This window comes from Legionella jordanis (assembly GCF_900637635.1).
Lineage (GTDB): Bacteria > Pseudomonadota > Gammaproteobacteria > Legionellales > Legionellaceae > Tatlockia > Tatlockia jordanis.
Genome location: NZ_LR134383.1, coordinates 1697732 through 1712697 on the forward strand (window position 1 = coordinate 1697732; position 14966 = coordinate 1712697).

The window sequence follows — 14966 nt, forward strand, 5'->3', positions numbered from 1 at the left end:
AATATTCAACTCTATCAGCGTACAGGAGGTTGGATTTGAATCTTTGGTGAAATAAGTGAACAAATTTTAAAACAAGCAGGGTAATAGCTAGGTAGAGAAGATAACCAGTCACGAAAATCAAAGGGAAAGTGGTAAACAAGAATCCATCATAAATTGCTTATGGATTTTTAACAATGCAGTTTAATTGAATTTAATCAATTAAACTGCAAACTGTTCCCTTAGCCAATACACTGCCGTTCAGTTTGCCCTGAATTAACATAGGTTAAATAATGTTCCAGGGCTTTATTTTTACCTCGAACCAGATCAAAATAGGCTTGCTTAATGGCTGCCGTTATGGATTGTTGGTTGCTTGCCCCTAACACTCGGTCATCGATGGATCTTATTCCGGTTACCTCTGCGGCTGTTCCAGTAAAAAACGCTTCATCTGCCTCATACACTTCATTGACGGGAATATCTCGTTCCAGGACTTGCAGGTTTAAATCACGCGCCAAACGAATGATGGTATCTCTGGTAATACCAGGTAATATCCCTCCAAGCTTAGGCGTGTGAATAATTCCATTCTTTACCATAAAAAAATTTTCGCCTACCCCTTCAGTTATAAAACCATTGCTATCCACAAATAGGGCTTCATGATAAGGAGTGCCTTGAATTTCTAAAGAAGCAAGAATTCCATTGACGTAATGACCACATAACTTAGCCTGGACGACGGTTGAATCAGGATGTACATGAATATAACTGCTGATTTTAACATCAATGGCATCATGCGGCAGATAAGCTCCCCAAGGCCAACAGGCAATGAATAATTCAACCGGATTACCAACCGGATTTACTCCCATCTTGCCATAACCATAGAAAGCAATGGGCCTTATATAGCCGCATTCGATTTTATTACTTCGTACTACTTCAATGATGGCTTCAGAGACTTCATGCAAGGTATAAGGCAAGTTCATTTTTAAAACATTAGATGAAAAAAATAAACGTTCCACATGATCTTGCAAACGAAAGATGGCGGGGCCATCCTCGGTTTGATAAAAGCGAATGCCTTCAAACGCGCCACCACCGTAATGCACACTGTGGGATAAAATATGTATTTTTGCCTCTGCCCAGGGAATAAGCTTGCCGTTTTGCCAGATTATTTCCGTTTCATTTAACATGGTTCCCCCTTGAAATCAGGCAATTGCCATTAAGGATTGATCTAGCCTTCTCAATACACGTAAACTCCATTCAATGTGCATGGATAATGCCAGACCTAATAAATTATCTTGGCAAAACAACAAATTAATCAACCGTTTTCGATTTTTTTAAGTTATCTTTATACTTCATTTTGCGAAAGTGAACCTTTTCTTTTAGAGCACAAGCCTCAGCTTCTGAAAGCACTTTTTTGGCTTTGTCAAACATGTCCCCTTCTTCCTCCTTCACATGATGATCCACCAGCTCCTTAAGCTTTAATACTTTATCATGCCAATTTTTAGCTGAGCTATTTTGTTTTACAGCATGAATTTGATCCTCAATTTCCTGATGCTCCTTTAAGCCATGAAAAGCCTCATGTCTGCTTCGACAATCCTCTTCAAGAATCGGATAAAACATATCTTGTTCAGCGAGTAAGTGAACGGTCAGTTCTTCAGTTAACAAATCAATAATTTGTTTTTGTCGCTCTTTTGAATTTGTACTCTTAAATTGTTTAAACAAAGTTGAAACCTTTTGATGATCCAGCTTCAGGTAATCGTAAATGTCCATAAACCCTCCTATGGCGTCATGACAATTTTTATGCAACCATTTTCTTTTTCATTAAACATTTTGTAACCATCTGGAGCATCTTTCAATTTAAGTCGATGGGTAATAATTTTTGAAGGGTCAATCTCGCCATCCAAAATTTTATCGAGCAACGGTTCTAAGTAACGTTGTACGTGCGTTTGCCCCATTTTAAAAGTAAGGCCTTTATTCATAGCAGCCCCGAAAGGTATATTATCAATATTCCCGACGTAAACACCGGGAATGGACACTGTTCCACCTTTGGCACAGCATTCAATGGCTTCCCGCAATACATGAGCACGTGCTGAAGTTAAATAGGTAGCTTGCTTCACCCTATCTACATAAGAATCGAAGGTAGGTCCAACGTGCGCCTCACATCCAACCGCGTCAATGCAGCAATCGGGTCCAACTCCCTTAGTCATCGCCATTAAAGCATCGTAGACGTTTTCATCTTCAAAATTAATGATCTCGGCCTTGCCGAGTTTTTCAGCCATTTGCAAACGTTCAGGAAGGCAGTCAATGGCTATAACACGCCCCGCGCCAAACATCCAGGCACTTTGAATGGCAAATTGCCCAACAGGCCCACATCCCCAAATCGCAACCGTATCTCCCTTTTTGATGTCCGCGTTTTCAGCAGCCATATATCCCGTGGGAAATACATCGGAAAGAAACAAGACTTTATCATCCGGTATATCGTTGGGAATTTTAATTGGTCCCACATTAGAAAAAGGAACCCTCACATATTCTGCTTGACCACCTGAGAAGCCGCCTAAGAGATGTGAATAACCATATACAGCCGCTTGCGCCTGCCCCATTTGTACTCTGGCCAATTCGGCATTGGGGTTTGAATTGTCGCATAGGGAATAAAGCTTTCGTTTACAATATTGGCATTTGCCGCAGGCAATTGTGAAGGGAACCAAAACTTTATCCCCTACTTTCAGCTTTTTATTGCCGCTACCCACTTCGACCACCTCACCCATGAATTCATGACCTAAGATATCGCCTGACTCCATCATGGGCATAACCCCATTGTACAAATGCAAATCTGAGCCGCAAATGGCGGTTGCGGTAACCCGAATAATAGCGTCCTGGTCATTGATAATGGTTGGATCAGGTACATTATCGATGCGCACGTCTTTCTTGCCATGCCAGCATAGTGCTTTCATAGAACCTCCATGTGTTTTGCTTCCTGGAAGCAATGCAATATTTCTTAACAAGTATAGCAATGGCTGCAATATTTAATTTCAAATGAACAATAAGAATTACCCGTACTTCCTAAGGTTTACCTTGACTTTCAATCCATTACACTAAAAAAGATTCATATTTACATAGTCTAAACTGTATGGAACAAATACAGATAAAAGCCCATCATACTTATCCAGGTTTAAGGAAATTGATATGGAATTAAAAGGATCTTGTCATTGCCAATCAGTACAGTTTAGTTGTGAGAGTCATTCACCCTATCCTTACATGCGCTGCTACTGCTCCATTTGTCGTAAAACAGCTGGTGGCGGGGGTTATGCAATCAATATCATGGGAGTAGCAGACAGTCTGAAGGTGATTGGGGAAGAATTCATTTCAGTGTATCAGGCGCGCTTTGATCCCCATAAAAAAGAACAGTCCCAGCTGAGTTCCGGCCGGCGTCATTTCTGCAAAATTTGCGCAAGTTGTTTATGGATGTGGGATCCCAATTGGCCAGACCTTATCCATCCTTTTGCTTCCGCTATTGATAGCAAACTGCCCAAGCCGCCAGAAAAAATACTCATTATGCTTGACTATGCAGCCAATTGGTGTGAAATTCCATCAGGAAAGGAAAATCATCAATATCGAGAATATCCATCCTTATCCATTGAGGATTGGCATAAAAAACATCATTTGTGGTTGGATTAACAGGCTTAGCATTAGAGTACCAGCATGAAAAATGATTTAGCCAGAGTTCAGATTACAGACTCAATTAGTGATGAATTAGCGCAACGTATGAACGATGACTTGATTGCTTATGAGCAAGAACATGGAGTCGACGTCAATTACAAGCGATTTTCCTTCATTTTATACAACGGGAATGATAAAGCTTGTGCGGTAATAAACGCTTATACGGCTTTTGCGGAAATTTACATTGACGACCTATGGGTAGATAGTGAACACCGTAATTGTGGTTATGGAAGTATACTCTTGCAAGCTCTTGAAGAGCACTTCAAAGGAAAAGGCTTTAATAACATTAATCTTTGCACCAGTGCCTTTCAAGCCCCTGAATTTTATCTGAAATGCGGGTTTATACCTGAATTTACCAGAATCAATAGCCAAAACCCAAAATTGTCCAAAACCTTTTTTGTTAAATTTTTCAATGAAGAACATGAAATGCAAGGCATTATTTCGAAATCAATATAAGCTTCAAAGCTTATTGCTGAAATTGCCTTAATAGAGATCTAATGGCAATAAATAAACCAGTTTGGTATCGCCCAATCATTTTGGAAAATAAACATGAGAAGCAAAGCTCCAATCTCAACTGTACCAATCCTGTCCTTTTTGTGGAAAAACATAAAACCATACCGATGGTGGTATGTATTGATGTTTCAAGCGCCCATTATTACTGCTTTTTATGTCTTTGCTAATAATTATTCCCTAAAACTGCTTATTGACGGCTTTTCCGCAGATTTAAGCCACGGCTACAGCCATTTGGCACTTCCAATCACCTTATTTATCGTTGCTCAAATTGCCCTTGATGTAACCTGGCGCTTGAGTAATATCGCTGAATGGAAAGCCGAACCTCATGTACGCCGCCGCATTTTGCTTGAGGCCTACGACTACATTCAGTATCACTCTTATCAATTTTTCCAAAATACCGCAGGTGGGACAGTCATTAGCAAACTAAAAGGAATTTTAGATGGCTATGATGTGATTTTTGCCAATCTTCATCATTTAATCGGTAGGAATTTTTGCGTGGTCATTGTTTCCGTATTCGTATTGTTACTCGTCAATACCACCGTTTTTTATTTTATGCTTGCCTGGTGCATTCTGTTTATTGCAGTCATGTACCCTATGGGTCTACGATTGAATCAGCTCTCCAACGAAGCTGCTGAAAGCAAACATCAGATTATTGGTCGTTTTTCTGATAACATCACCAATATTTTTTCATTGTTTTACTTTGCCACGCGACAACGAGAACTTCATCGCGCGGATGAAATGATGAAAAGCGATTATGTCCCTCGACAAGTTCGTATGTACAAATACGATTTTAAATTCAATCTAATTGGCAGCGTCTTATATTGGATAATGTTGCTTTCTGTTTTCCTGTTTATGATTCATCTGCGAAAGCTTGGTGATATCTCTACCGGTGACTTTATCTTTGTTATGTTAACCACCTTGACTGTGTCTTTTGATCTTTGGGCATTTACAACTGGCATGTGTGAATTCCTAAAAGAGATGGGGGATTTTAAATCCTCCTTTTCCATTCTTGAAATTGAGCATGACATTAAGGATAACCCCAGGGCGAACAATTTCACCATAAGCGAAGGCAAAATCGAGTTTAGAAACATATGCTTTGCTTATGCTGATAATCAACCCGTATTTTCAAATTTAAATTTATGCATTAAAGCTGGAGAAAAAATAGGCATTATCGGTCACTCGGGGGCTGGAAAATCAACATTAGTTTCCTTGCTATTAAAAAATTTTAAACCTGGTTCAGGTAATATTTTAATTGACGGTTGCGATTTAGATTTAATCAATTCGGATTCACTGAGAAGTCAAATTGCGCTTATTCCCCAGGATATTATGCTTTTTCATCGCTCCATTGCCGAAAACATTGCTTATGCAAAGGCGGATGCAAGTATTGAAGAAATTAAATCAGCCGCTCAGAAGGCTAATATCGATGATTACATTGACTCATTAGCAGAAGGATATAATACCGAAGTGGGCGAACGCGGAATCAAATTATCAGGAGGGCAAAGGCAACGAATAGCCATTGCCAGAGCCATCCTGAAAAATGCACCCATCGTGATTTTAGATGAGGCCACTTCAAGTTTGGACAGCTTAACAGAACAGCGTATTCAGCAATCCATTAATTTAATGCTTGAGCAAAACAAAGCCACAGTTATTGCGATTGCCCACCGACTCTCCACGATACGGCATATGGATAGGATTATCGTTATGGATGAGGGTAAAGTTATTGAAGAAGGAACTTTCAACTCCCTTATTGCCAATAAGCATGGCTATTTTAAAAAACTATGGGACAGCCAGGTGAACGGGATGGTGCAATAAGTAATTTAGCTCGTTTAACTTGCAAACGCCTGCATGACTTTAAATTACCCTAAAAGGTAAACAAGCCAATCAAGCCAGTCCCTCTCATTTCATGTCTTTTTTAGCGCTACACCGCTTAAACAGCACAGGCAATAATGATAGTAATGCCAGTGCAAATAAAGGCAAAAAGATTCCTGGCTTAAGGATTATGCCAAAATCCGGTTTTTTTTGAGCTTCTAAATAATATCCAAGATTGCTGCCAATCAGCACATAAATTACCGATGTGGGAATAATACCTATTAAAGTGGCTGTAAAAAAAGTTGCACGAGGGACGCCCAGCAATGCAGGGACGATGTTAGTTACCCAAAAAGGAAATGCTGGCATTAACCTTAGAAATAAAAGGTAGGAAAAAGCATTTTGTTGAAACCCTTTGGTCATTTTTACAAGCCATTTATTTGTTTTCTCAGCAAGCCAACCACGAAATGCCAAGTCTATGGCAAGAAAAAGAATAAATGCACCAGTTGTCGCACTTAGGATGACCGCAACCGTTCCTAAAACATTCCCAAAAAGATAACCTGCTGTGAGCCTAAAGAAAATGGAACCCGGAATGGAAATGGCTACACAGATTATATAAATTGCCATAAAACCAAAAAAGGCGATAAGAAAGTTCTCTCTTACCCATGCTGTTAACCCGTTTCGATGCGCTTGCAAGGATTCATAGGATAAATAACGATACAAATGGAAATAAAAAAACAGGGCTAAAAAAATCAACAAAATAGAAATTAAACCCCAACGTTTAAGTGGATAAAGCATACATTCCCTGCTCAGCTGCTCAACGAATCAGATGGTTTTAAATCATTAATGAAGTTTGAAATGCACAGCAATCGCTGTATGACAATGAATGCTTTCCTGATCTCCCGCTTGCTGGCCGATTTTCCTGACCTATCTGCCCGAACCCTATTTGATTATTCTATGCATCAGCTGCTACCAGCATTTACAGAACAATTCTGAAAGAAAACACCCCTATGCAGCAACTGCATTTTACCTAGGCATCAGATAATTCAAAATCATCAGGACTGATCAAAAAGCTGTCTTTGTTGGGCTGGGGTTTTTGCTGGCTGGTATTCACTAAAGCCGACTCAGTCTGCCCTGTGGCAGATTGCAAAGCCGTCTTCTGCGTTTGCAGTTTTTCCTTGTCAAATATCTTGGCCTGCTTGATGAACTCCGGCATTTGTGCATAAAGCCAGTCAACCACGGGATCAAATTTCGCGTACAGCAGCGAGTTGTCGGAATAAGTTTTATAAGGAACCGAGGTCATTTTTACCGCCGCCATCACCAAGGCAACAATAAAGACACCGCGGACAAAACCAAAACCCATACCTAAAAGACGGTCAGTGCCGCTAAGGCCTGAGCGTCTTAAAATAAAACTGAGCGTTGCATTAATTATCCCGCCGGTAATTAATACAGCCACCAGAATAACAATAAAGCCCGTAACCGTTCGAGCCGTTTTATCTTGTATGTACTTTTGAAGCCAGGGATCCAGGCTTTGTGAATAACTAAAAGCAAGCCAAATGGCCAAAATCCACACAGCAAGAGCAATTAACTCTTTAACAAAGCCTCGAATGAGGCCAGTTAAGACAGATAAACCGACAACAGCAACTATCAGCAAGTCAACCCAGTGCAACTGCATATCTAGCTGACTCCTGTCGTGACAACAAAGCCTCTAATTTGCATCACACTGGCTAATTGTTGCTGCAATACTCTTGCTTGCTCCTTCGGGTGGCCATCACCTACGATGACTTTGTATACCATGCCCTGGGCTGTAACCACTTTACGATACCCCGCCTTATAACCTTTGGCTCTTAGTCTGGCAACCAAAGCGTCCGCATTTTGCTGTTTTGAAAAGGTCGCCAATTGGACTGCATATTGACCTTTTATGGTGGTTTTGTTTAAGGAGGATGATTTAGCCAATGCCCCTGGTGCTGCAGGTTTGTTTTGTTTGGCAACTGTGACTGGCTTTGCAGGTTTAGCCATGGGCTTTTCTTTCATAGCGACTACAGGAACCTTCCGGCTCAATGTTTGCGTTGCCGAGGCAACCACTGCAGGTTTTTGTTTACTGATATTAACGGGTTCCACTTTAGCCTTTGCAACCATAGGTTCAACGGCTTCCTTAATGTGGTTTAATTGGCTCAATGATTCAGCCTTGGCCAAAGTAGTATCCAGTGCTTCATTTGAAACCTCAGGAATTTCCACATGGGCTACTTTGACGGTTTCAAACATTGATTTTTCACTGGGCATTGCTACTTCAGGGGCCTGTGGTTTCGGCGGTAACTTCACGGAAACGCTGACATTGTCATCGATGCGTTGATTGGATTTTTTTATAATGGCTGGGGTAAAAATAGCCGCTATAGATAGAATCACAGCTAGCCCTATGAGCCGATGTTTAACCCGTTCATCCATCATCAATTTCATCATATCTCCCCGACGTTGGTAGGATTGGACACAGCAGACAACACCTGCTCTACTGTTAGAAATGAACCATAAACTACGATTAAATCACCTGTTAGCGCCTCATTGCAAGCGGACTGATAGGCTATCACAGGATTTTCATAACAGGTTGGAACTATACCATAAATACCAAAGGCTGCGTCAAATTGTTCCAAGGATGCGGCACGGCTCCCTGATAACAGGCAAGGGTACCAGTGGTCAGCAATATCCAGAAAAGGCTCAATCAATCCAGCAATGTCTTTATCTTTTAAGGCCGAAAACAGGATATGAATTTTTTGAGGCCAATGCAGTTTTTTTACATACTCCGCTAAATTTCTTGCAGCCTGGGGGTTATGTGAAACATCCAAAAGAAGCGGCTTTTCCCCGGAAAACCATTGCTGCCTTCCAGGCAAACTCAAATGAGACAGTTGCCTTGCCGTTTCAGCCAATTGAATAGGTAATTGTTGATTAAGACAAATGCAAGCCATAAGAGCTGCAGCAATTGAGTTTGGGTGCAGTTTTGGCTCGTCTATAGACAGGCAACACTCATTCCGCAGAAAAAGACTAAATTTTTGATTTTCAATTAGGTAATGATAATGAATATTTCTTATGTAGGTTGAGCAATTTAGTGAGTCCGCATGGCTTGTAACACTGTTAGGCGGTCTTTCGTCCGCATAGATAAATGTTGTGTTTGGCCTTAATATGCCGGCTTTTTCAAAACCAATGCTTTCCTTGTCGCTTCCTAAAAACAATTGATGATCCAAGTCGATAGTAGTAATAATTGCCAAATCCGCATCAATGATGTTAGTAGCATCCAAACGTCCCCCGAGACCCACCTCGAGAATCATTACATCGACGGGATTTTTCTTAAAATGCCACAGGGCCGCTAATGTAACCATTTCAAAATACGTGAGCGGAACTCCATCTCTCCCATCCTCAATGCTGCAAAGGGCCTCTGCGAGATCAGCGTCGCTGATGGCTTGCTTATTTATTTTAATGCGTTCGTTAAAACTCAATAGATGGGGAGAGGTATAGCTGGCAACGTGATAACCCGCCGCAAAATACAATGATTCCAAGGCAGCAACCGTGGAACCTTTTCCGTTTGTGCCTGCCACGGAAATCACGGTTGCTTGCGGTTTTAATAAATTCAGAGAGGCAGCAACCTGGTTAATCCGAGTCAGGCCAAGTTGAATTTCTTGCTGATGAAGATTTTCAAGCTGATACAACCATTCAGCGACAGTAAAATGTCTATAGTGCTTCATCAAAATTATGTGTTAAATCAACGTGGGACAGTTTGGCAACCAATTCAGCCAGTGTATTTCGTAAATTTTTGCGTTCCACAATCATATCAATATGACCATGCTCAAGCAAAAACTCACTTCGCTGGAACCCTTCCGGCAACGTTTGCCTGACAGTCTGCTCAATGACGCGAGGCCCCGCAAAACCAATTAAAGCATTGGGCTCTGCCACAATAATATCGCCAAGACTTGCAAAACTGGCTGAAACACCTCCCATGGTTGGGTCAGTTAGTACCACAATGAATGGTAAACCAGTTTCATTAAAACGAGCCAAGGCTGCAGAGGTTTTAGCCATTTGCATCAGAGAAAACAAGCCTTCTTGCATTCTGGCACCACCGCTGGCGGTAAAACAAATATAAGGTCTTCTCTCAGCTGTAGCCGCATTCACCGCACGGACAAATTTTTCACCTACGGTAGCACCCATCGAACCGCCCATAAAATTAAACTCAAAGGCGCTAACAACCACCGGTTGGTGTTTTATATTTCCCTTCATAACCACTAAAGCTTCTTTCTCCCCAGTGGCCTTCTGGGCCTGGCTAATTCGATCTTTGTATTTTTTAGAATCTTTAAATTTTAAGCGGTCAATCGGTTCGAGGTGAGCAGCAATCTCCTCTTGACCTGTTTCATCCAAAATTTGAGCCAATCGTTCGCGCGCAGACAAACGATGATGGTGATTGCAATTTGGACAAACAGATAAGTTCTTAACAAGCTCACTGCGATAAAGTACCGAGCTGCAACCAAGACACTTAACCCACAATCCTTCGGGAACCCCTTTTTTTTGGGAAGTTTCAGTTCTGATTCTTGAAGGTAATAATTTCTTAAGCCAACTCATAAAAAAGAATCCTCAGATCTCTAAGCCAATTAAACTTGCCAAGTATAACCTGAAATTAATTTTCACGCTTGCTTTATATGTAAATGTTGCATCGAGATCAGGAGCGTACCCTAACCATTTCGGAGAGGATTTAAATCAATACTTAAGCATTTGAGTATTGCGATAGCTCTTTATAAAATATAAGTATTTTAAAAAATGGCTAGTTAATTAACAGACTGATTATTCAGCTAAAATCACTAGAAAATCTAAAGTTTTTTCCCATTCGGTCGATAATGCCAATGGGTGCGATAAATTCCAACATTTATCGAGTTTAAGGTAAATCCCAACTCCAGGGATTTTGGGTGAGGAGATTTTAGTCATGACACAAGTGATCAACACGAACGTAATGTCGCTTAATGCGCAACGCAACTTAAATGGTTCTCAAAAAACCATGCAATTAGCGATCCAACGTCTTTCGTCTGGACTACGCATTAACAGCGCCAAGGACGACGCAGCAGGTCTGTCAATTTCTGAGCGTATGACGGCACAAATCCGGGGTATGAACCAGGCAATACGTAACGCGAATGATGGTATCTCTCTGTCGCAAACCGCTGAAGGTGCGATGCAAGAAACCACCAATATTTTACAACGTATGCGTGAGTTGGCCTTGCAATCCTCAAACTCAACAAACAACGCGGGTGACCGCCAGGCCATTCAAGAGGAAGTTAACCAATTGAAAAGTGAGCTGGACAGGATTGCCTTGAATACTGAATTTAACGGCCAAAGAATCCTGGACGGCTCCTTCTCAAGTGCAAGCTTCCAAGTTGGCGCGAATGCTAACCAAACGATTAACTTTGGAATTGGAAGCATCAAAGCTTCATCAATCGGTGGTATTGCCCAACAAACAGGTACCGAAGTCTCTGGTGCGGCTGCAACGGATATCACCATTGCTATTGGGGGCGGTGCTGCCACCACAATTAACTCAAGTGCTGGTTTCACTGGTAATACCTATCAAGATGCCACCTCTGCTTACGCAAAAGCTGCAGCCATTAACAGTGCAGGCATTGCGGGCTTATCAGCAACAGCTGTCACTTCAGGAACCCAAACAGTGGGTGCAATTGGTGGTACTGCAGCCGATACTTACAACCTTAGCATCAACGGCGTAGCCATTTATACCAACCAAGACGTTTCCACGGCCTTAACCAATACGCAGTTGCGTGATGCCATTAACAACGTTAGCAATCAAACTGGAGTGATTGCCAGTTTAAACGGCGGTGACTTAACTCTGTCTGCCAGCGATGGCCGAAACATTTCAGTTACAGAAAGTGGGACTGGTTTTACAGCCGGTACCGATGGTTTAACTGTGACTGGTGGTCCCTTCGATGGAGATTTACGTGGTACTTTATCAATCAGTGCGACTGACAGCATCACCATCGGTGGAACAGTGGCAACTTTGGGATTAACTGCTTCCATCGCAAAAGATTCACTGGGAGTCGATACTTTAGATGTAACAACAGCCTCTGGAGCACAATTGGCTATTTTGCGTGTGGATTCGGCGTTAAGCTCAGTCAGCTCAAACCGGGCCGCAATGGGTGCTTTACAAAACCGCTTCGAATCAACCATCTCTAACTTGCAAAACGTATCTGAAAACCTGTCAGCAGCAAGAAGCCGTATTCAAGATGCCGATTTTGCAGCAGAAACAGCCAACTTGACTAAAGGACAAATTTTACAACAAGCAGGAACAGCCATGTTAGCGCAAGCGAATAACTTGCCTCAATCTGTTCTGTCCTTGCTAAAATAATTTGTCTCACACCATGCAGTTTCGGCTGCATGGTGTATAATTTTTATGCCACTATGATTCATGGCGTAAAAAGGAGGTTGTAGTTATGAATATTGAAATTGTAAATAAACCCAATTCAGTTTCCGTGGAACCTAAACCTTCCACTTCAACCATAGAATTCAATCAGGACAACGCATCTACTATTGCTTCAGACACCAAATACGCCATTGATGAAGCAACAGGTATTTTGCAAGCGATTGTAACCAATAAGCTATCAGACGAAGTTATCCGAAAAATTCCGGCAGATGAGTATCTACATTTATTATCGCTGGTGGATGAAATGATTAGCGGTTCGATCGATAAACAAGTTTAGAACCCAATCAAATTTACGCTTTAATTGCTAGACAATAAATAGGTAATGGATCAAGAATCCTCTAAATGATCCAGATAGTTCCAATTAGTTTCGGGATAAGGAAATCATCGTGGCACTAACATCCATTGGCGGTTCAGGACTAGATATCAAGGCTATTGTTTCTGCCTTGGTCACAGCGGATATTACCCCCAGTAAAAACCGCTTGGACAGACAGGAAAGTGATTACAGCACCCAAATTTCTGCTTTAGGGCTTATTAAAAGCAGCCTTTCCAAATTGCAAACGGCACTTAGCAAGCTTTCCGATTTATCTCAAATTAATAAACTTAAAAGCACAATCTCTGATGAAAGCTATTTTTCAGCCAGTTTAAGCGGGAATGTGGAAGCCGGAAATTATCAAATTGAAGTGCAGCAACTAGCCAGCCAGCAAAGTTTGGCCACGGCGGTTTTCACCAGCCCCACGTCAACAGTAGGTAGCGGTACAATTTCCATTGAATTTGGCACTTATAGTCCGGACAACAGTAGTTTTACAGCCAATCCAGCAAAAAATTCCGTTAACATCAATATTCCAGCCGGCACGGACAGTTTAACTGCCATTCGAGATGCTATCAATAACAGTGGCTCTGGAGTTCAAGCCAGCATAGTACAAGACGGACAAGGCGCCCGTCTAACCCTATTAAGCCCCGAAACGGGTAAAGCGTCTGCAATGAGAATTACAGTGACAGACGCCGACGGTAACAACAGCGATGGCAACGGCCTATCCGCGCTTGCTTATGATCCCACTGCGGCAATTCAATCCATGACGCAAACAATTGCTGCAGCGGACAGCTTGGTTAAAATCAATGGACTGTTACTCACGCAAAGCAGCAATGAGTTAAAAGACGCTATTTCAGGGGTGACCCTCAATTTAAAAAAAGCACAAACCGGCGTGCAGGTTAACTTTAAAATTGATCAGGATAAAAGCTCATTAACCAATGCCATTAATGATTTTATCAAGCAATACAATGACAGCATGACCACCTTAAATTCATTAACCAATTATAATGCCACGAGCAAAACAGGTGGACCTATGCAAAGTGATTCCGACATCCGTGCCCTTAAATTTAATTTAACCAATATGGCTACTCAGGCACTTACTAACACCAACACATCGATTCGAAGCCTCGGTGATATAGGCATAAAGACGGATGAAAAGGGTCTTCTGGTTATGGATCAAACCAAATTTAATAAGGCTGTTAGCGATCATTATGATGAAATTGCCTCTCTTTTCGCCAAAACAGCAGTGGCAACAGACAGCAACGTGCTCGTCAAATCGGTAGGAGCTGCTGTTAAGGCAGGACAGTATGATTTAGCCTTGACTGCCTTTACTCCCGGTTCGATACTTTCCGGAACCATTGGCGGTATTAATGCCAATTCAAACGATGGCTATACCCTATCGGGGACAGGAAACCTAACTGGGCTCTCCCTCGAAATCATAGGAGGTTCTATTGGATCCCGAGGTCAAATTCAAGTCAGAGATGGTCTTGCAGTGAAGCTGAATGATTTACTCGACAGCTACCTTGATGAAAAAACAGGTGACTTGAAACAAAGAACCGATCAACTCAACAAACGGTTGAAGGAATTGGATGATAAACGACAACAATTGGAGTATCACACCGATCAATTAACCCAGCGCTACACCAAGCAATTTACTGCTTTGGATGCTTTATTGGTAAAAATGCAAGGTACTAGTGACTTTTTAAACCAACAATTGGCAAGCATTTCAAATATTTCCCAATTTAATAGGAAGTAGACATGAAAACCCCTTATCAACAAGCCCTGGAGCAATATAAATCCATCGAATTACAAACCCGTATTGATACCGCAAGCCCCCATGAATTAATTGATTTGCTTTTGCAGGGTGCACGTTCTCATATTGCCACGGCTCAAGGAAACATTCAGCGCAATCAAATCAGTGAAAAAGGAGAGCACATCAGCAAGACTATCAGTATTCTCGATGGCTTACGTTCGAGCCTTGATCATGAAAATGGCGGGGATATTGCTGCAAATCTGGATTTACTTTACGAATATATCCAACGAATTTTGTTGAAAGCCAATTTGGATAATAGTGTTGAACTGCTTGTACAGGCAAACAACTTATTGGCTGAAATTCACCAAGCCTGGCAAGATATCAAAGAACAGGTTAACGGCAAGAAAACCGAATAATACATTATAGAGGAGAGGGGCGAGACC

14 protein-coding genes and 1 pseudogene are annotated in these 14966 nt (G+C 41.6%); 7 read left to right on the forward strand and 8 right to left on the reverse strand.

Features of this window, described 5'->3' with window-relative positions:
* Positions 1-218: 218 nt before the first annotated feature.
* The 3 genes from EL203_RS07515 to EL203_RS07525 all read right to left on the reverse strand — a co-directional run bounded on the left by EL203_RS07515 (position 219) and on the right by EL203_RS07525 (position 2918).
* The gene (locus tag EL203_RS07515; RefSeq protein ID WP_058470910.1) at positions 219-1154 is read right to left on the reverse strand and encodes a branched-chain amino acid transaminase; all 936 of its coding nucleotides are present in this window, start codon (positions 1152-1154) and stop codon (positions 219-221) included.
* Positions 1155-1278: 124 nt separating this feature from the next.
* Positions 1279-1737, reverse strand: coding sequence for a hemerythrin domain-containing protein (locus EL203_RS07520; RefSeq protein ID WP_058470909.1), 459 nt, complete (start codon positions 1735-1737; stop codon positions 1279-1281).
* An 8-nt stretch (positions 1738-1745) separates the two neighbouring features.
* Positions 1746-2918, reverse strand: coding sequence for a zinc-dependent alcohol dehydrogenase (locus tag EL203_RS07525; RefSeq protein ID WP_058470908.1), 1173 nt, complete (start codon positions 2916-2918; stop codon positions 1746-1748).
* A 232-nt stretch (positions 2919-3150) separates the two neighbouring features.
* Here EL203_RS07525 and EL203_RS07530 point away from each other — a divergent pair, with 232 nt between their 5' ends.
* From EL203_RS07530 to EL203_RS07540, 3 genes and pseudogenes are all read left to right on the forward strand, one after another.
* Positions 3151-3642: a GFA family protein gene (locus tag EL203_RS07530; RefSeq protein ID WP_082888217.1), complete on the forward strand. Its 492-nt coding sequence runs from the start codon at positions 3151-3153 to the stop codon at positions 3640-3642.
* A 45-nt stretch (positions 3643-3687) separates the two neighbouring features.
* A pseudogene (locus tag EL203_RS07535) lies at positions 3688-4140 on the forward strand (GNAT family N-acetyltransferase); the annotation flags it as partial.
* A gap of 93 nt (positions 4141-4233) precedes the next feature.
* Positions 4234-6009, forward strand: a complete 1776-nt coding sequence (locus EL203_RS07540) for an ABC transporter ATP-binding protein (protein WP_058470906.1) — start codon at positions 4234-4236, stop codon at positions 6007-6009.
* Between the two features lie 84 nt (positions 6010-6093).
* Here the strand turns inward: EL203_RS07540 and EL203_RS07545 are convergent, their stop codons facing one another.
* From EL203_RS07545 to accD, 5 genes are all read right to left on the reverse strand, one after another.
* Positions 6094-6801, reverse strand: a complete 708-nt coding sequence (locus EL203_RS07545; RefSeq protein WP_064108384.1) for a TVP38/TMEM64 family protein — start codon at positions 6799-6801, stop codon at positions 6094-6096.
* A gap of 232 nt (positions 6802-7033) precedes the next feature.
* Positions 7034-7678 carry a CvpA family protein gene (locus tag EL203_RS07550; protein ID WP_082647158.1) on the reverse strand — a complete coding sequence of 215 codons (645 nt, stop codon included), beginning with the start codon at positions 7676-7678 and terminating at the stop codon, positions 7034-7036.
* A gap of 2 nt (positions 7679-7680) precedes the next feature.
* Positions 7681-8463, reverse strand: coding sequence for an SPOR domain-containing protein (locus tag EL203_RS07555; protein WP_232003915.1), 783 nt, complete (start codon positions 8461-8463; stop codon positions 7681-7683).
* Entirely contained in the window at positions 8460-9737 is a 1278-nt protein-coding gene (gene folC / locus EL203_RS07560) for a bifunctional tetrahydrofolate synthase/dihydrofolate synthase (protein WP_058470904.1), read from the reverse strand. The genes EL203_RS07555 and folC overlap by 4 nt, the downstream gene beginning before the upstream one ends.
* Positions 9724-10605 carry an acetyl-CoA carboxylase, carboxyltransferase subunit beta gene (accD, locus tag EL203_RS07565; protein ID WP_058470903.1) on the reverse strand — a complete coding sequence of 294 codons (882 nt, stop codon included), beginning with the start codon at positions 10603-10605 and terminating at the stop codon, positions 9724-9726. Before accD ends, folC begins: the two co-directional genes overlap by 14 nt.
* 358 nt (positions 10606-10963) lie before the next feature.
* Between accD and EL203_RS07570 the strand changes: the two genes are divergently transcribed.
* From EL203_RS07570 to fliS, 4 genes are all read left to right on the forward strand, one after another.
* Entirely contained in the window at positions 10964-12385 is a 1422-nt protein-coding gene (locus tag EL203_RS07570; RefSeq protein ID WP_058470902.1) for a flagellin N-terminal helical domain-containing protein, read from the forward strand.
* A gap of 85 nt (positions 12386-12470) precedes the next feature.
* On the forward strand, positions 12471-12737 hold the full coding sequence (locus EL203_RS07575) for a flagellar protein FlaG (protein WP_058470901.1): 267 nt from the start codon (positions 12471-12473) through the stop codon (positions 12735-12737).
* 109 nt (positions 12738-12846) lie between these two features.
* Positions 12847-14526: a flagellar filament capping protein FliD gene (fliD, locus tag EL203_RS07580; RefSeq protein ID WP_058470900.1), complete on the forward strand. Its 1680-nt coding sequence runs from the start codon at positions 12847-12849 to the stop codon at positions 14524-14526.
* Positions 14527-14528: 2 nt separating this feature from the next.
* A complete protein-coding gene (fliS, locus tag EL203_RS07585) occupies positions 14529-14939 on the forward strand; it encodes a flagellar export chaperone FliS (protein ID WP_058470899.1) in 411 nt (136 codons plus the stop codon).
* Positions 14940-14966: the final 27 nt, after the last annotated feature.